This window comes from Morganella morganii (genome assembly GCF_041099235.1).
Taxonomy (GTDB): domain Bacteria; phylum Pseudomonadota; class Gammaproteobacteria; order Enterobacterales; family Enterobacteriaceae; genus Morganella; species Morganella morganii_E.
This window is the reverse complement of record NZ_JBFZSO010000001.1, coordinates 181,298-198,237: the sequence shown is the minus strand read 5'-3', so window position 1 is coordinate 198,237 and position 16,940 is coordinate 181,298. Positions and strand designations below refer to the sequence as shown.

Genomic DNA, 16,940 nt, shown 5'->3' with positions numbered 1-16,940 from the left:
ATGCAGGCGGGTGTGGAAATCCGGGTGAAAGGAAAAGTTCAGGGGGTCGGGTTTCGTCCGGCTGTCTGGCAGATAGCACATCAGATGGGATTGTGCGGGGATGTCAGCAATGACAGTGAAGGGGTGCTTATCCACCTTCCGGCAGATGCGGATATTGCCGCTTTTATCAGCCGGTTGCAGGCGCAGTGCCCGCCGCTGGCAAGAATCGACCATATCGGGCAGCAGCATTATACCTTTGAACAGTGTCCGGCAGCATTTACCATCACCGCCAGCGGACAGGGAGAAATGGATACAGAGATTATCCCGGATGCCGCAACCTGTGATGTCTGTCTGAGTGAGTTGTTTGACTCCGGTAACCGCCGTTACCGCTATCCTTTTATTAACTGCACACACTGCGGACCCCGGTTCACTATTATCAGGGGAATGCCTTACGATCGCCCGAATACCGCGATGTCGGTTTTTCCGTTTTGTCCGGTGTGTCAGCATGAATATCGTGACCCGGCAGATCGCCGCTTTCACGCGCAACCTAATGCCTGCCCGGATTGCGGGCCGCATATCTGGCTGACGGATCCGCAGCAGCAGATTACCGCCCGTTTTGATGATGCTCTGTCAGCCGCAGTCCGCTTACTGAAAGACGGAAAAATTCTGGCGATGCAAGGGCTGGGTGGTTTTCATCTGGTGGCGGATGCACAAAACAGTGACGCTGTGGCCCTGCTGAGATCCCGTAAGCACAGGCCTGCCAAGCCATTTGCGGTGATGATACCGTCCGTTGACTGGCTGGCGGAATGCACCGGACAGGAGCCGGATCCCGGCCTGATAACCTTGCTGAAAAGTCCGTCTGCACCGATTGTGCTGACAGATGAACCGGAAGTGATCGCCGCATTGTCTCCGCTGGTCGCGCCGGGACTGTGTGAAACCGGTATTATGCTGCCGTCTAACCCGTTACAGCACCTGTTGCTGCATGATATTCAGCGCCCGCTGATTATGACTTCAGGGAATGCATCGGGTCATACCCCGGCATTGGATCACGCGGCGGCATTTGCACAACTCAGTCACATTGCTGATGCTTTTCTGCTGCATAATCGCGAAATTATTCAGCGCGCAGATGATTCACTCGTCCGCTATCAGTCCGGTGATATTCAGGTAATACGACGTGCCCGCGGCTATGTGCCGGATACCATCGACGTCAGTGCGATAACAGGCGAAAATCCGCCTGCTGTACTGGCACTGGGGGGTGATCTTAAAAACACCTTCTGTCTGCTGCATCATCAGCAGTTGATTACCGGACCGCATCTCGGGGATTTGGCGGATCTCTCTGTACAGGGGCAGCTGGAGGCTTCGCTGAAACTGTTTGAGCAGATTTATCAGATCAAACCACAGGTTATCGCGGGGGATGCGCATCCGGGCTATATCAGCCATCAGATGGGGATGGCACTGGCACAGACGTATCAGGTGCCATTTATACCGGTTTACCATCATCATGCGCATATTGCAGCCTGTCTGGCAGAACACGGCTGGCGTCAGGAAGATGGCGAAGTGGTGGGAATTGCGCTGGACGGACTCGGATACGGCGCGGATAACACATTGTGGGGCGGCGAAATTCTGGCGGGTGATTACCGGCAGATGACCCGTGCCGGGGGGTTACCGGCGGTGAGTCTGCCCGGTGGTGATAAAGCCGCTGTTCAGCCGTGGCGTAACCTGCTGGCACATCTGCATCATTCCGGTTTGTGGCCGTCTTCGCCACTGGCAGCACGGCTTGCCGGGAAGAATGTATCATTGCTGATTAAAGCCATTGAGCAGGGCATCAATGCTCCGAAAGCGTCATCCTGCGGGCGTTTGTTTGATGCGGTGGCCTGTGCGCTCGGATTAACAGAAGCTCAGATAAGCTGGGAAGGGGAAGCAGCCTGTGCGCTGGAAAACTGCGCGTTACAGTGTCACAATCAGGATGAGCTTATCACCGGTGAAACACTGCCGTTGACGACGGGTAATATTATTGAGTTACGTCCGCTCTGGCAGATGCTGGCGGATGATGCTCTGACAAAACCGGAAAGAGCATTCCGTTTTCATGTGCTGTTGTCTAATACCTTTGCGGCGCTGGCCGATGACACCGCCACCCGGCGAAATACGGATATCATCGTACTCTCCGGCGGCGTGTTTAATAACCGGTTATTGCGTCGTTTCATTAAGGACAGATTAAGCCACAGACAGGTGCGGGAACCCCGTCAGTTGCCATGCGGTGATGGCGGAATAGCGGCAGGTCAGGCACTTATCGCGGCAATGACATTACTTAACTGAAACTGGTGGCACGATTTAGCACAGTAAATATTTGTAATTTTTATCATCGCTGAATTATCATTCACCGCAACATATTCGCACCGCAAACAGTTGTTGCGGTAATTTGTACATGAATTTAACTCAGGAAATAATAATGCATAAGAAATTAACCGGCCTGCTCAGTCTCAGTATGTTAACTGTCATGTCAGCTTCTGCGTTTGCAGACGACGGAAAATGGTCTGTCGGTGCTTCCGTACTCTATCAGGAGCAGGCATACCGCGGCACAAAAACGTCTGATAAATTTATGCCGGTTCCGATGGTTAACTATGAAGGTAAAAACTTTTATTTTCATACCTTAGCGACCGGTTATTATCTGTGGAATGACAAAAAAGATCAGCTGTCCGTTGATCTGTTCTACTATCCGCAGGCATACCGTGCCAAAGATAATAAAGATTCCCGTATGCGCAAGCTCGATAACCGCCGTGATACCGCCATGGCAGGAATGAGCTATCGTCATCATGAGGAGTGGGGAACACTGCGTGCCAACTTCTCCGGCGATATCCTGGGTAAAAGTGACGGTATGCGTTTTGATGCCGCTTATCTTTACGGGTTTGAGGGCGACAAATGGTCTGTCCAGCCGGGTGTGGGTGTGATCTGGTCCAGCGAAAAACAGAACCGTTATGAATACGGGATCACTGCTGCTGAATCCCGCCGCAGCGGTCTGGATGAATACCGTCCGGGCAGCAGCTGGACACCGTATGTTGAGGTGTCCGGTCATTATCAGTTTGATGAAAACTGGTCTGCATTCGCCATGGGCCGTATCGACCTGTTACCAAGTGAGGCCAAAGACAGCCCGATGGTGGACAAAAAACACACCTCTATCCTGTGGACAGGCGTGACTTATACTTTCTGATAATTCAGTGGTATAACAGAACTGCACCCGATTTGTGTCCGGTGCAGTTTTTTTATGGCTGTTAACCATGCCGGAGGCGTTCTGTGATCAGTGTGTTGCGTCATTGTCTGCTATTGCTCTGTTTCTTTGTCTCCGCCGTGTACGCGTGGCAGCCGCAGCAGGGCGATATTATTTTCCATACCTCGCGTTCCTCTCAGAGCCTCGCCATACAAAAAGCGACCGGGTCGGTCTACAGCCATATGGGGATTATTCTGCTGCGTGACGGTAAGCCGTATGTGTACGAGGCGGCAAAAACCGTCCGCTTTACGCCGCTGAAACAGTGGGTTGCACGCGGCACCGGTAACCATTACGTGGTGAAACGCCTGAAAAAGTCACTGAGTGCATCACAGCAACAGGCATTGTACCGTGAGGCTATCCGTTATCTGTCCCGGCCTTACGACCTGACATTTTCATGGGATGATGAGCGGATTTATTGTTCTGAACTGGTCTGGAAAATCTATAAAAATGCCCTGAATACAGAGGTTGGTCAGTTACAGACGTTGCGGGAGTTTGATTTATCCTCACCGGAAGTACAGGCAAAGATGAAAGAACGGTACGGAAAGGTGGTTCCGCTGAATGAAACGGTGATTTCGCCGGTGGCGATGTTTGATTCACTGTTGCTGAAAACGGTATATGAAAGCCGGTAACCATTCACCGGCTTTATATGTTCCTGAGTGGTCTGTCAGCCGATTTTCGGGTTCAGGCGGATACGGACGGAGAGATGGGACGGTTTATCGCCCTGTGGTGCCATAGGGCGGTTAATTCGCGCGCTTTCGGCACACACCATGGTTTTATAACCGTCATCCGGCATATCGGCCATTGATGCGGATAATGCTGCACCCGGGTTCCAGCAGACCACATCACTGTGATGAAAATGCACCACTTCAATATGACGTTTTAATTTTTTATCGTGGATATAGGTGGATTGTTCCGGCTCGGTATAGATGCGGTCAGTGCGGCCGTTGAAAATCAGCTTTGTCTCTTCCGTATATTCTTCACGCTGTGACAGATTATCCAGCAGATGCTGACCCAGCCCGCTGATACTGACCTGAGCAATATCACCGACAGTAAAATAGGTATGCAGCGCAGCGGTTGCCTGATACTGCCCGTAAGCTTCCAGTTCGACCTCGCAGGTATCCCCCAGGCGGATTCGGGCGATCAGTGTGAACTCGTGCGGCCACAACTTGCGGGTTTCAGCACTGTCACGCAAAGTGAATGTGAGAAACACACCCTCTTCATTTTCATTATGAGCCGTGAATTCCCACTGCATAATACGGGCAAAACCGTGGGAAGGTGCCTGCACCGGACCGAACCACGGCCAGCAGATCGGGATCCCGCCGCGTATGGCTACACCCGGGGTAAATGCACTGTTCTCACTGAGCCACAATCCGGGCTGTTCTGAACCGGCCGGTTGCCATGCCAGCACCTGTGCTCCCTGAAAACTGACCGCAGCACGGACTTTCGGATGGTCGATCACAATAACCGGTAAATCCCCCATCTGACGCTGGGACAGCGAAGGGGTGATCGGACTGGTAACCGGTAACGCAAGAAGGCGGTCAATCATAATTTACCCTTTTGTAATAAAAACAGGACATTTACTCTCTACTTTACGACTGTTTACCACAAAACAAAAGAGCCGCAAAAGCGGCTCTTTGTGAGGATAACGGAGTGCAGACTTATTTGGAGATGTGTGCAATCAGATCCAGGACTTTATGAGAATAACCGGTTTCGTTGTCATACCAGGAAACCAGTTTCACAAAGTTGTCGTTCAGTGCGATACCGGCTTTGGCATCGAACACAGAAGTCAGTACTTCGCCGTTGAAGTCAGTGGAAACCACGTCATCTTCGGTGTAACCCATCACGCCTTTCAGCTCGCCTGCTGCTGCCGCTTTGATAGCTTCACAGATTTCAGCGTAAGTTGCTGCTTTTTCCAGACGGACAGTCAGGTCAACAACAGAGACGTTAGGAGTAGGAACACGGAAAGACATACCGGTCAGTTTGCCGTTCAGTGCAGGGATAACTTTGCCCACTGCTTTTGCTGCGCCGGTAGAAGACGGGATGATGTTCTGAGATGCACCGCGGCCGCCGCGCCAGTCTTTGTGTGAAGGACCGTCAACAGTTTTCTGAGTGGCAGTGGTGGCGTGAACAGTGGTCATCAGACCTTCAACGATACCGAATTTGTCGTTGATGACTTTTGCCAGTGGTGCCAGGCAGTTAGTGGTACAGGATGCGTTAGAAACGATTTCCTGGCCCGCGTAATCTTTGTGGTTAACACCCATAACAAACATCGGGGTCGCATCTTTGGAAGGACCGGTCAGAACGACTTTCTTCGCGCCTGCCTGGATGTGTTTACGTGCAGTTTCGTCAGTCAGGAACAGACCGGTTGCTTCAGCAACAACATCAACACCGGCTTCGTTCCACTTCAGGTTTGCAGGGTCACGCTCGGAGGTAACGCGGATAGTTTTACCATTAACAACCAGATGGCCATCTTTCACTTCAACGGTACCGTTAAAACGGCCGTGAGTTGAGTCGTACTTCAGCATGTATGCCATGTAATCTGCATCGAGCAGGTCGTTGATTGCAACGATTTCGATATCTGAACGCTCTTGTGCAGCACGGAATACGATACGGCCGATACGACCAAAACCATTAATACCTACTTTGATAGTCATAGTATTACCACCAGCTATTTGTTAGTGAATTAAAGTTGCTACTAAAGTTACCAAAACCTTGCCAGCCGTCAAGCGGAATCGTGTCAATTAATGTCATTTAACATTTAATCTGCTCAACAAATCGCCACTTTCAGTAAATTTGTCGCCGCTATTATCGGGACTTACCGGAATAAAGACAGCGTGTATGGGGCATAAATGTGAAACATGTCACAAATAAGTGGTGTCAATGCTGACATGACAAGTTTAGAATAACATCCGGTCATTTTATGTTAATTTTTTGTTACTCTGTATTCTGACTGACCCTGCACAATAATGATAAGGATTCAGCTATGTCCGGGACTGATAAAAAGCGGGATACACCCGCTGAGCTGACAGAGATTCAGCGCTACGTCACACAGGAAGCGGGAACTGAGCACCCGTTTACCGGCCGCCTGCTCTATAACGAGAAACAGGGGGTATATCGTTGTATTTGTTGTGGTTCTCCGCTTTTTTATTCGGATGCCAAGTTTGATGCCGGTTGCGGCTGGCCGAGTTTTTATGAGCCGGTCAGCAAAAGTGCGGTCCGGTATATTGACGATACCTCTCATGGCATGCATCGTATTGAGACGCGCTGCGGCCATTGTGATGCGCATCTGGGGCATGTTTTTCCTGACGGGCCTGCGCCGACAGGGCAGCGTTATTGTATTAATTCAGCATCACTGAGTTTCGAAGATGAAAAAACAAAAGCAATAACAAACGGTTAGTTTGGTTATATTGAAATTTAACATTTGTATAACGATAGAAAAAACGATTCAGCTTCTGATGTGATCAAAACGTGAAATCAGACGCTTTCGGGGAAGGAACTGTATGGAAATTGATGATTTATTGTCTGCCATGACGCCGGAAGTCTACGGGCGTCTGGTGACCGCCGTCGAACTGGGGAAATGGGCCGATGGTGTACCACTTACGGAATCGCAGAAAAGCAGCAGTCTGCAGCTGGTGATGTTATGGCAGTCCCGCCATAACGCGGATCCGGCACATATGACGGTGGGTACTGACGGGGAAATCAGCCTGAAAAGTAAGCAGGAACTGAAAGCGCTGTTTACTGATACACATCTGGCCACACTGAAACCGCAGGACTGAGTGTAAAACGGGACAGTGGTTACTGTCCCGTCATGACGATCGCTATTCTTTTTCGTCGCAGAACTGAGCCGCTGTCTGCAACAGCGCACCGGCTTTCTCCATCTCTGCAAATGCGGTGAGGCTGTCATCCGGCTGTAAATTAACACCCCGGCAGCCGTCCGTGAGCACAGTGACGGCAAATCCTTCCGCCAGTGCATCCAGCACCGTAAATTTCACACAGTAATCTGCAGCGATCCCCAGTACCACAAGGTGCGTGATCTGCAGTTCTGCCAGCAGTTGCAGCAGGGCGGTCGGCTCCCGGTGGTCGTTATCATAAAACGCGCTGTAACTGTCCGTGGCCGGGTTTTCACCTTTATAAATAATATGGCTGACAGCCTGTTTATTGAGCTCAGGATGAAAATCCGCCCCCGGCGTGTTCTGCACACAATGCACCGGCCACCAGACCTGCGGCAGCCCGTTCAGTTCGCCGCATTCACCAATCACTGTCCCGGAGTTAACCGCAAAGCTCAGATGCTCAGCGGGATGCCAGTCCTGACTGGCGATCACCGGAATATTCTGTTGCTGACAACAGGCTATCATCCGGTTTGCTGTGCGGATCACCGCATCACTGTCGCGGACAGCCAGGCTGCCGCCCTGACAAAAATCATTCTGAATATCCACCAGAAGCAGTGCCGGTTTCATTGCAGACTCCTCAGTTGTCGTTATAGCTCAGTTCTCCGCGCAGATCCTGCTGCATCAGAATGCGGATCTCATCGCTGGTGTAATCCTGGCTGAGCAGATAATGCAGTTTGGTCAGTGCCGCCTCGAAGGTCATATCAAAGCCGCTGATCACGCCGGCTTCTGCCAGCGCATGACCGGTGGCATAGCCGCCCATATTGACGCGTCCTGAAATACACTGTGTCAGGTTGATCACGATGATGCCGCGCTCTGTGGCCTCCCGCAATGCGGTGAGCAGCTTCGGCTGCTGCGGTGCATTACCGACACCGTAAGAGCGGATAATCAACGCCTTGACCGGCTGCTGCAGAATGTTGTTCACCACATCCACTGACAAGCCCGGATATACGGTCACCACGCCGATGGGCTGCGGGGTGATGTTATGCAGCGTGAAAGGTGCGGTGCTCTGCGGCAGCGGGTGGGTATTGAGATTACGGATATTAATCCCGGCTTCCATCAGCGGCGGGTAGTTCGGGGAGGTAAAGGCCGCAAAGCCGTCAGCATGGGCTTTGACGGTGCGGTTACCCCGGTATAAGCGGTTATTGAAGAACAATCCCACTTCATTGACCGGATAATTTGCCGCCAGATAAAGGGCATTAAGCAGATTGATCTGGCCATCGGAGCGGAGTGCCTCAAGCGGAATTTGTGACCCTGTCACAATAACCGGCTTGGTCAGGTTCTCAAACATAAAGGACAGTGCTGACGCGGTGAATGCCATGGTATCCGTACCATGCAGGATAACGAAACCATCATAGTGGTCATACTGGGCTTTGATATCATCCGCGATACACTGCCAGTCATCCGGTGTCATATCGGAAGAATCAATCAGCGGCTGGTGCTCGGTGATGGTGAAATCCGGCATCTCCGGACGGAAGAACTCCGGCATTTTTGCAACCTGGCGCTGAAGGTGGCCGGAAACAGGGATATAGCCCTGCGCCGAGTGCTGCATACCGATAGTCCCGCCGGTATAGACCACATAAATGGATTTCTTTTGCATGTTACTGCTCTTAACAATGAGTACAGGGAAGGAAATTATAGGGGCTTCAGAAATAAAAAAAAGCCTGTTCGTCACGAACAGGCTCAGGCCGTTGACAAACCCGCAGGGGGAGGCGACGACCGGCAGAGGTTGTGAAAATAAATAAGGAAAATCAATTTATTGATTTTCGGCTGATAACACAAAGCAGGAAAAACCACGTTTTATCCTGCTTTGCAGCAATTTCAGCCTGTTCGTCACGAACAGGCTTTTGTCAGCTGAGAATAAAACTTACTGAATATTGGTGCAATTTAAACAGAACGCATAGCGGTACTGTGGATCCGTCAGCATTTTCATAAAGGATGCCTGTTGTGTCAGCTGTGCACCGACCGGCGCCGGGATCAGCCCCTGCAATGATGAAGGCAGTGTCACTTTCACATTACCGGCCGTTTCCGCAAGCAGTCTGTCAATGAATGTCATTTCCGGCTGCATCCAGTTCAGTACCGGATGCTCAACAGAGGCCAGCTCTGCTGCTTTGGCAACCGCGTCATCAAAATCACCGAGTTTATCGACCAGGCCGTTAGCTTTGGCGTCACTACCGACCCAGACACGACCCTGGGCAATTTTATCCACTTCCTCCGGCGTCTTGTGACGGGATTTGGCAACGAGATTAATAAAATTACTGTAGCCGCTTTCAATATAGAGCTGCATCAGCTCTGAGAATTCCGGGGTCAGAGCTTTGGTTACTGTGGCATCAGCCAGCGGTGAGGTCGACACGCCGTCAGTGTGCACACCGATTTCGCTCAGAGAGTCCTCAAAGGTGGTGACCACACCGAAAATACCGATGGAACCGGTAATGGTACTCGGTGAGGCAATGATGTAGTTCGCCGGTGTTGAGACCCAGTAACCGCCGGAGGCTGCCACGCCGCCCATGGAAACCACCACGGACTTGCCGCTCTGTTTCAGTGCCGCGACTTCCGCACGGATTTGCTCCGATGCCGTCACACTGCCGCCCGGGCTGTTCACCCGCAGTACCAGCGCTTTCACTTCCGGATCCAGACGGGCTTCGCGGAGTTGTGCGGCGATGGTATCACTGCCGGCCATTCCCGGGGCATCCGGGCCGTCAACGATAGCACCCTGAACCACAACCACGGCGATATTACCGGTGGTTTTGCCCTGCGGCACACCGATGCTCATGTTTTTGGCATACTCGGCAAACGGAATCGCATTGATTGTGTTGTTCTTCTTATCCCAGCCGAAGGTTTTGGCCATTTCTGATTCAAACACGTTAGCCGGCATGATCTCATCAACCAGCTTTTGCGTGACGGCATAAGCGGCATTATCACCTTTTGCTGTTTTCATCAGAGCCAGCATCTGCTGTGCGCCCGGGAAAATAGTACTCTTACCGGCTTTGCGGTTTTCCGCGAGGCTGGTGAGATAATTATCCCACAGCACACTGATAAAACGCTGTGTGGATTCGCGGGCTTCCGGTGACATATCGTTGCGCAACATCGGCTCAACTGCCGATTTATAGGTACCGACGCGGAAGATATGGGTTTTCACCTTCAGCATTTCCAGTAATTCGTTATAATACAGCGTATTGGTGGCGAAGCCGTAGATACCGACGCTGCCCTGCGGCGGCATGTATATTTTGTCTGCATAGGATGCCAGGTAGTATTGAGCCTGATTATAGTTGCCGCTGACGGCATAGACCCGCTTACCCTGTTTGCGGAATTCGGTGATGGTTTTGCCGATATACTGAAGTGACGGCTGGTCAGCACCGACGAAATCATCCAGCTTCAGGATCATCCCGGTAATATCCGGGTCGGTGGCGGCGGTACGGATAGTTTCCACCACATCAAACAGGGAGTTTTCCTGTAACTGACCGGAAGACGCGCCAAGCAGCTGAAGGGAGAGGCTTTCCAGCGGACTGTTACGGGTCAGCTGATCGACGACAACACCGGAAAGATTTACATATAATGCTCCGGGTTCACGGCTGGTCTGAGCATCCTGCTCACTCAGCAGTGCATAGGCCCCGGCGGCTAACAGCAGTATGATGATAAAAAGGACATTGGCGACAAGCTGACGCACAAAATTCAGTATACGCCAGCTCCATTTAAATATTCCGGCAATGATAGTCCATAAAGTATGCATGACGGCTCCAAAGACAAAGATGTCCTGCTATCGTAAAGAGGATGTGCGGATTTGTCAGCCTGAAAACGACACATTGCGGAAAATATAGGCAGTTAAGCAATCTATCCTTAAAAATAGTGAAAAAAGTGGTAGCTTATTAGCGACTAAAAAAGGGGAAAACCGATGGATGCACTGACATTACTACTCAATCGCCGTTCTGCTTCTCGTCTGACCACACCTGCACCCGAAGGCGAAGCATTAAAAAATATTCTCAATGCCGGGATGCGTGCGCCGGATCATGGCGCGTTACAGCCCTGGCATTTTATCGTGATGCAGGATGACGGCATCACCAAATTCAGTCAGTTGCTCGAAAAAGCGGCAAAAACAGCCGGACTCGGGCCGGAAGTGGAAGAGAAAGCCCGCAATGCGCCATTACGCGCACCGCTGATTATCACGGTTATCGCGAAAGTGAAGCCGGAACATAAAGTTCCTGCATGGGAGCAGGTCACGGCGGCAGGCTGTTCGGTTCATGCGATGCAGATGGCTGCTGTGGCTCAGGGCTTCGGCGGGATCTGGCGCACCGGCTCGTGGACAAAGGACCCGGTGGTACGGGAAGGTCTGGGATGTGAGGAGCACGATAAAATTGTCGGCTTTCTGTATCTCGGCACGCCGGCACTGAAAGCGCCTGCCAAAGTGGCGGCACCGGATCTGACACCGTTTGTCACGTATTTCTGAGCGGATTGACGTTAACAAGGAGACTATCATGTCAGAAGCGGTGCGTTTAACGCAATACAGTCACGGCGCGGGTTGCGGCTGTAAAATTTCCCCGAAAGTGCTCGATACCATCCTGCACAGTGAGCAGGCAAAATTTCTTGATCCTAATCTGCTGGTCGGCAATGAATCCCGTGATGATGCGGCGGTGTATGATATCGGTAACGGTACCGGCATCATCAGCACCACCGATTTCTTTATGCCGATTGTGGATGACCCGTATGATTTCGGACGTATTGCGGCCACCAACGCCATCAGTGATATTTATGCCATGGGCGGCAGGCCGATTATGGCGATTGCGATCCTCGGCTGGCCGGTAGACAAACTGGCCCCGGAAATTGCACAGCAGGTGATTGAGGGCGGACGTGCGGTCTGCCGCGATGCCGGTATTTCGCTGGCGGGCGGCCATTCTATTGATGCCCCTGAGCCGATTTTCGGCCTGGCAGTCACCGGTATCGTCCCGACAGATAAAATCAAACAAAATAACCGCGCAAAAGCCGGTTGCCAGCTGCTGCTGACCAAACCACTGGGTATCGGTATTCTGACTACGGCTGAAAAACAGAGCAAACTGCGGCCTGAACATAAAAACCTGGCGCGTGACACTATGTGTCAGCTCAATAAACCGGGCGCGGATTTCTCTGAAATTGACGGTGTAAAAGCGATGACCGATGTGACCGGCTTCGGTCTGCTCGGCCACCTTAGTGAAATCTGTCAGGGCTCCGGGTTACAGGCCATCATTCACACCGATTCTGTTCCGGTGCTGCCTGGTGTATATGACTATATTGCACAGGGCTGCTGCCCGGGCGGCACACAGCGTAACTTTGACAGCTACGGCCACCTTATCGGCGAAATGACCGATGTTCAGCGCAAACTGCTGTGTGATCCGCAGACATCCGGCGGGCTGCTGCTGGCGGTCGACCCGGCGGCGCGTGAGGAAGTGGAGACAGTTGCCCGCAAATACGGCCTGACATTAAGCCCGGTCGGTGAACTGACTGAGCCGGACCCGTCCCGTGCACTGATTGAAGTCACCGCATAAACATGCGTTTGTTTATTGCCGAAAAGCCCAGCCTTGCCCGTGCGATTGCGGATGTATTACCCAAACCGCACCAGCGGGGGGACGGCTTTATCCGCTGCGGTCAGAATGACTGCGTGACCTGGTGTGTCGGCCACCTGCTGGAGCAGGCAGAGCCGGATGCGTATGATCCGCGTTATGCCCGCTGGAACCTGGCTGATCTGCCGATTATTCCGCAAAAATGGATCCTCAGACCCCGCGACGCGGTGGCGAAACAGCTGCGCACCATCGGTACGCTGCTCAGTTCCGCAACCGAAGTTATCCACGCCGGAGACCCCGATCGCGAAGGGCAGTTGCTGGTGGATGAGGTCCTGGATTTCCTGGAACTCGCCCCGGAAAAGCGTCAGCAGGTGCAGCGCTGTCTGGTCAATGACCTTAACCCGCAGGCGGTAACCCGGGCGGTGGATAAAATGCGTCTTAACCGTGATTTTATCCCGCTGTGTGTCTCGGCGCTGGCCCGGGCACGGGCAGACTGGCTCTACGGCATCAATATGACGCGCGCTTACACCATCCTTGGCCGTAATGCCGGATATAACGGCGTGCTTTCGGTCGGCCGTGTGCAGACCCCGGTGCTCGGGCTGGTGGTGCGGCGTGATGAGGAAATTGAAAACTTTGTGCCGCGCGATTTCTTCGAAGTGCGGGCACATATTGTTACCCCGGCAGACGAACGTTTTACGGCAATGTGGGTGCCGAGTGAGGCATGCCAGGATTATCAGGATGACGAAGGTCGTCTGACTCACCGGCCGCTGGCGGAGCATGTGGTCAGCCGCATCACCGGTAAACCGGCCTTTGTGACTGATTTTCAGGATAAAACAGAAAATGAAATCGCGCCGCTGCCGTTTTCATTATCCGCCTTACAGATTGAGGCCGCCAAACGCTACGGTCTGAGTGCCCAGGCGGTGCTGGATGTCTGTCAGCGTCTGTATGAAACTCACAAACTGATTACCTATCCCCGCTCGGACAGCCGTCATCTGCCGGAAGAGCATTTTGCCGGGCGTCACAGTGTGCTTAACGCGATTTCTGTGCATACCCCGCATCTGCTGCCGCAGGATAACCTGGATGATTCGCAGCGTAACCGCTGCTGGGACGATAAAAAGGTCGATGCGCACCACGCCATCATTCCGACCGCCAAATCGGTCTCCGTATCGCTCAGTGAGAATGAAGCCAATATCTACGAGCTGATTGCGCGTCAGTATCTGATGCAGTTTATGCCGGATGCACAATACCGCAAATGCGTGATTGAGCTGGATATTGCTAACGGTAAATTTGTGGCAAAGGCGCGTTTTCTTTCTCAGGCGGGCTGGCGGACCATGCTGGGTGCCAAAGAGCGCGATGAGGAAAACGAAGGTACGCCGCTGCCGGTGCTGACCAAAGGGGATGAACTCCTGTGTGAGCGCGGTGAAGTGGTGGAGCGCCAGACTCAGCCGCCGAGACCGTTTACCGATGCCACGTTGCTGTCAGCCATGACCGGGATTGCCCGGTTTGTGAAAGATAAGGCGCTGAAAAAAGTACTGCGTGAAACTGACGGATTAGGCACTGAAGCGACCCGCGCCGGGATTATCGAACTGCTGTTCCGCCGCGAGTTTTTGTACAAAAAAGGGCGGAATATTCATTCATCTCCGGCTGGTCGTGCACTGATCCATGTTCTGCCCGAAATGGCCACCTTGCCGGATATGACGGCGCACTGGGAATCGACACTGACCCAAATCAGTGAAAAACAGTATCGTTATCAGGATTTCATGGTGCCATTGTCTGAAACACTGACCGGGCTGATAAACCAGGCCCGGCAGAACCGGAATGTCCGCGCCTTCCGTGATTTACCACCGCCGCCGCAGACGAAGAAGGCCGGTGCGAAAGGTAAAGGTAAAACTGCCGCGAAGGGCAAAGGGAAGACAGGCGGAAAAAAAGCGCCGCCACAGGAAGATGAATAAAAAATGTCCCGCATTGCGGGACGTTTTGTTATCAGCGGGTTAAATCAAATTCAGCCCAGATTGGCGCGTGGTCAGAGGGTTTTTCCATACCACGGATCTCATAATCAATGCCGGTGGCGGTACAGCGCGGCGCCAGCGCGTTGCTTGCCAGAATCAGGTCAATCCGCAGCCCCCGGTTGTCATCAAAGCCGCGTGAACGGTAATCGAACCACGAGAAACGGTCGTCTGCATCCGGATACATTGCGCGGTAAGTGTCTGTCAGTCCCCAGCTGAGCAGGCGATCCATCCACTCGCGCTCTTCCGGCAGGAAAGAGCACTTACCGGTCTTCAGCCAGCGTTTGCGGTTGGCATCACCAATTCCGATATCAATATCCTGCGGGCTGATATTCATATCGCCCATAATAACTATCGGATCCTGACTGGAGCGCCCGGACAGATAGTCCTGTAAGTCCTGATAGAATTTGGTTTTCGCCGGGAATTTCAGCGGATGGTCGCGGCTCTCTCCCTGGGGGAAATAACCGTTAATCACTGTCAGTACGCCGGCGGGGGTATCAATATCCGCCATAATCAGACGGCGCTGGGCATCTTCATCATCCCCGGCGAAGCCTTTGCGCACGGCAAGCGGCTCTGCTTTGGTCAGCAGGGCGACACCATAATGGGATTTCTGACCGTGATAAAAAATGTGGTAGCCGAGGTGTTTCAGGTCTTCGAGCGGGAACATCTCGTCATGGACTTTGGTTTCCTGGAGGCCGATAACATCAGGCTGATGCTGTGCGATAATCGCTTCCAGCTGGTGAGGCCGGGCTCTTAACCCGTTAATGTTAAAAGAGACAAACTTCATAGAATTCCAACCGGTTGATGAGTTAACAACAAAAGAGTAACAGATCGCAGAAAAAAAGTAACCCGCCGGCAGAATAATAAAAACCGGTACACCGGGCAGGGGTTAATATGTCTTAATTTTAATTGACAAAATAATCAGCATTAATAATGATTATTCTTTCTTCTGTACAGTGAAATGAAATGGGTGTGATAAAAATCGGAAGGAAGATTTTTGTTTTTATGTATTAATCTTTTAAATGAAATTTAATAAAACAGAATAATAAAAATATAACATTGCATTATTGTTATTGTATGAGTTTTAATTTAAATCGTATTTAAACTCTTTGTTTGAGAAAAAACACCAGAAATAAAGTCGTTACATATCAATAAGTAATTATTTAACTGATTATTTACTACAGCACAGGAATCGACATTATGTTTTTTTCAAGGAAGTTGGAAGCCTTTATGGCTGTTGTTGAATACGGCTCGCTCAGCAAGGCAGCAAAAGTGATGAACAGGACAACCCCGCCTGTGGCCAAGTCTATCAAGGATTTTGAGATCTCACTGGGTAAGCGTTTATTTAAACGCGAAAAATTTGGTATGAGCCTGACGCGGGAAGGGATGGAGTTGTACAATGACCTTAAAGATCTCTATATGCAGGAAAAAGAAATCACAAAAAAACATATCAGCGGAACGATATGTAATAAGGTGAATATATTTTATGACTGGGGGAAAAGTAAATATATTGCGGCATTGTACCGGACAGCATTCAAAGCAGGTATACAAATTAATATATTTCGTTTTCACTATGATTGTATTGATGAAATAAATGATTTTGAGGGCAATACGCTGATACTGTCGTCAGAGCAGGTTATCAGCGAACGTTTTACGCTGCTGCGCCATTTACCGCAGGGTCAAATCGGGATCTGCTGCCGTCGTTCACTGTTTCAGGACTGTGATAACAATTTACAGACCTTATTATCCTCCTGCGTCTGGTTATGTGAGCCGTTATTATATGAAAGCCCGTTACTCAAAACATTATTGCTGCAGCTCGGTGAGCAGAGCAAGCATGAACATGTGCATCTGATCGACAATGTGAACAGTTATCTGCATCTGCTGATTGACGGGGATTATCTCTGCTTTATAGACGAGCACCCGAAAACGCTGCCGTACAGCGATGACCTGATTTTTCTGCCGTTATCGCAGAGTGAGGCGGAAAATCATTGCTATCTGTACAAGTCAAAATCACACGCGAGTGTGCTGAACAAAATAATGGATTGTATCGAGAATATGAAATAACAGGAGAGAAGAGAGATGGTGGTGGGAGAAGGATTCGAACCTTCGAAGTCTGTGACGGCAGATTTACAGTCTGCTCCCTTTGGCCGCTTGGGTATCCCACCAAAAATCAAATTGTCTGTCCGTTCAGCTGTTGCCTTGGGACGGGCTGCATAATAGCAAATATGCGGACGCTGTAAAGTAAAAAAAGAGAAAAAATGTGTGGTCGGTG

General features: G+C 51.3%; 15 protein-coding genes and 1 tRNA gene. 9 read left to right on the top strand and 7 right to left on the bottom strand.

Going from position 1 to position 16,940, the window contains the following annotated elements:
- The 3 genes from hypF (at position 1) to AB7038_RS00955 (ending at position 3,873) form a co-directional block, all read left to right on the top strand.
- Entirely contained in the window at positions 1-2,295 is a 2,295-nt protein-coding gene (hypF, locus tag AB7038_RS00965) for a carbamoyltransferase HypF (protein ID WP_369452614.1), read from the top strand.
- Positions 2,296-2,428: 133 nt separating this feature from the next.
- On the top strand, positions 2,429-3,187 hold the full coding sequence (locus tag AB7038_RS00960) for a MipA/OmpV family protein (protein ID WP_072868270.1): 759 nt from the start codon (positions 2,429-2,431) through the stop codon (positions 3,185-3,187).
- A gap of 95 nt (positions 3,188-3,282) precedes the next feature.
- Positions 3,283-3,873, top strand: a complete 591-nt coding sequence (locus tag AB7038_RS00955) for a YiiX family permuted papain-like enzyme (RefSeq protein ID WP_369452755.1) — start codon at positions 3,283-3,285, stop codon at positions 3,871-3,873.
- A gap of 35 nt (positions 3,874-3,908) precedes the next feature.
- Here AB7038_RS00955 and AB7038_RS00950 read toward each other — a convergent pair whose 3' ends face one another.
- On the bottom strand, positions 3,909-4,790 hold the full coding sequence (locus AB7038_RS00950; protein ID WP_368889257.1) for a D-hexose-6-phosphate mutarotase: 882 nt from the start codon (positions 4,788-4,790) through the stop codon (positions 3,909-3,911).
- A gap of 112 nt (positions 4,791-4,902) precedes the next feature.
- Positions 4,903-5,898 carry a glyceraldehyde-3-phosphate dehydrogenase gene (gene gapA / locus AB7038_RS00945; RefSeq protein WP_004235539.1) on the bottom strand — a complete coding sequence of 332 codons (996 nt, stop codon included), beginning with the start codon at positions 5,896-5,898 and terminating at the stop codon, positions 4,903-4,905.
- Positions 5,899-6,227: 329 nt separating this feature from the next.
- Between gapA and msrB the strand changes: the two genes are divergently transcribed.
- A complete protein-coding gene (msrB, locus tag AB7038_RS00940) occupies positions 6,228-6,641 on the top strand; it encodes a peptide-methionine (R)-S-oxide reductase MsrB (protein ID WP_368889258.1) in 414 nt (137 codons plus the stop codon).
- Positions 6,642-6,744: 103 nt separating this feature from the next.
- Positions 6,745-7,020 (top strand): YeaC family protein, encoded by a 276-nt coding sequence (locus tag AB7038_RS00935; protein WP_004235541.1) that lies wholly within the window; start codon positions 6,745-6,747, stop codon positions 7,018-7,020.
- 42 nt (positions 7,021-7,062) lie between these two features.
- Here the strand turns inward: AB7038_RS00935 and pncA are convergent, their stop codons facing one another.
- The 3 genes from pncA to sppA all read right to left on the bottom strand — a co-directional run bounded on the left by pncA (position 7,063) and on the right by sppA (position 10,861).
- The gene (gene pncA, locus AB7038_RS00930) at positions 7,063-7,701 is read right to left on the bottom strand and encodes a bifunctional nicotinamidase/pyrazinamidase (RefSeq protein ID WP_369452613.1); all 639 of its coding nucleotides are present in this window, start codon (positions 7,699-7,701) and stop codon (positions 7,063-7,065) included.
- Positions 7,702-7,711: 10 nt separating this feature from the next.
- Positions 7,712-8,731 carry an asparaginase gene (gene ansA, locus AB7038_RS00925; protein WP_004235543.1) on the bottom strand — a complete coding sequence of 340 codons (1,020 nt, stop codon included), beginning with the start codon at positions 8,729-8,731 and terminating at the stop codon, positions 7,712-7,714.
- 267 nt (positions 8,732-8,998) lie between these two features.
- On the bottom strand, positions 8,999-10,861 hold the full coding sequence (gene sppA / locus AB7038_RS00920; RefSeq protein ID WP_368889260.1) for a signal peptide peptidase SppA: 1,863 nt from the start codon (positions 10,859-10,861) through the stop codon (positions 8,999-9,001).
- Positions 10,862-11,023: 162 nt separating this feature from the next.
- On the opposite strand from sppA, the gene AB7038_RS00915 reads away from it, so the two are divergent.
- The 3 genes from AB7038_RS00915 to AB7038_RS00905 are packed head-to-tail and all read left to right on the top strand — an operon-like array spanning position 11,024 to position 14,614.
- Positions 11,024-11,575: an NAD(P)H nitroreductase gene (locus AB7038_RS00915; RefSeq protein ID WP_369452612.1), complete on the top strand. Its 552-nt coding sequence runs from the start codon at positions 11,024-11,026 to the stop codon at positions 11,573-11,575.
- Between the two features lie 28 nt (positions 11,576-11,603).
- Positions 11,604-12,647: a selenide, water dikinase SelD gene (selD, locus tag AB7038_RS00910; RefSeq protein ID WP_439958096.1), complete on the top strand. Its 1,044-nt coding sequence runs from the start codon at positions 11,604-11,606 to the stop codon at positions 12,645-12,647.
- 2 nt (positions 12,648-12,649) lie between these two features.
- On the top strand, positions 12,650-14,614 hold the full coding sequence (locus AB7038_RS00905) for a DNA topoisomerase III (RefSeq protein WP_368889262.1): 1,965 nt from the start codon (positions 12,650-12,652) through the stop codon (positions 14,612-14,614).
- Between the two features lie 31 nt (positions 14,615-14,645).
- Here the strand turns inward: AB7038_RS00905 and xthA are convergent, their stop codons facing one another.
- Positions 14,646-15,455 carry an exodeoxyribonuclease III gene (gene xthA, locus AB7038_RS00900; RefSeq protein ID WP_368889263.1) on the bottom strand — a complete coding sequence of 270 codons (810 nt, stop codon included), beginning with the start codon at positions 15,453-15,455 and terminating at the stop codon, positions 14,646-14,648.
- Positions 15,456-15,868: 413 nt separating this feature from the next.
- Here xthA and AB7038_RS00895 point away from each other — a divergent pair, with 413 nt between their 5' ends.
- The gene (locus AB7038_RS00895; protein ID WP_368889264.1) at positions 15,869-16,732 is read left to right on the top strand and encodes a LysR family transcriptional regulator; all 864 of its coding nucleotides are present in this window, start codon (positions 15,869-15,871) and stop codon (positions 16,730-16,732) included.
- A 16-nt stretch (positions 16,733-16,748) separates the two neighbouring features.
- Here the strand turns inward: AB7038_RS00895 and AB7038_RS00890 are convergent.
- Positions 16,749-16,833 (bottom strand) — tRNA-Tyr (locus tag AB7038_RS00890).
- Between the last annotated feature and the right edge of the window lie 107 nt (positions 16,834-16,940).

Bases quoted from the DNA above. Each gene is read 5' to 3' on its own strand.
- hypF (WP_369452614.1), top strand. From the start codon at position 1: ATGCAGGCGGGTGTGGAAATCCGGGTGAAAGGAAAAGTTCAGGGGGTC.
- AB7038_RS00960 (WP_072868270.1), top strand. From the start codon at position 2,429: ATGCATAAGAAATTAACCGGCCTGCTCAGTCTCAGTATGTTAACTGTC.
- AB7038_RS00950 (WP_368889257.1), bottom strand. From the start codon at position 4,790: ATGATTGACCGCCTTCTTGCGTTACCGGTTACCAGTCCGATCACCCCT.
- gapA (WP_004235539.1), bottom strand. From the start codon at position 5,898: ATGACTATCAAAGTAGGTATTAATGGTTTTGGTCGTATCGGCCGTATC.
- msrB (WP_368889258.1), top strand. From the start codon at position 6,228: ATGTCCGGGACTGATAAAAAGCGGGATACACCCGCTGAGCTGACAGAG.
- AB7038_RS00935 (WP_004235541.1), top strand. From the start codon at position 6,745: ATGGAAATTGATGATTTATTGTCTGCCATGACGCCGGAAGTCTACGGG.
- pncA (WP_369452613.1), bottom strand. From the start codon at position 7,701: ATGAAACCGGCACTGCTTCTGGTGGATATTCAGAATGATTTTTGTCAG.
- ansA (WP_004235543.1), bottom strand. From the start codon at position 8,731: ATGCAAAAGAAATCCATTTATGTGGTCTATACCGGCGGGACTATCGGT.
- sppA (WP_368889260.1), bottom strand. From the start codon at position 10,861: ATGCATACTTTATGGACTATCATTGCCGGAATATTTAAATGGAGCTGG.
- AB7038_RS00915 (WP_369452612.1), top strand. From the start codon at position 11,024: ATGGATGCACTGACATTACTACTCAATCGCCGTTCTGCTTCTCGTCTG.
- selD (WP_439958096.1), top strand. From the start codon at position 11,604: ATGTCAGAAGCGGTGCGTTTAACGCAATACAGTCACGGCGCGGGTTGC.
- AB7038_RS00905 (WP_368889262.1), top strand. From the start codon at position 12,650: ATGCGTTTGTTTATTGCCGAAAAGCCCAGCCTTGCCCGTGCGATTGCG.
- xthA (WP_368889263.1), bottom strand. From the start codon at position 15,455: ATGAAGTTTGTCTCTTTTAACATTAACGGGTTAAGAGCCCGGCCTCAC.
- AB7038_RS00895 (WP_368889264.1), top strand. From the start codon at position 15,869: ATGTTTTTTTCAAGGAAGTTGGAAGCCTTTATGGCTGTTGTTGAATAC.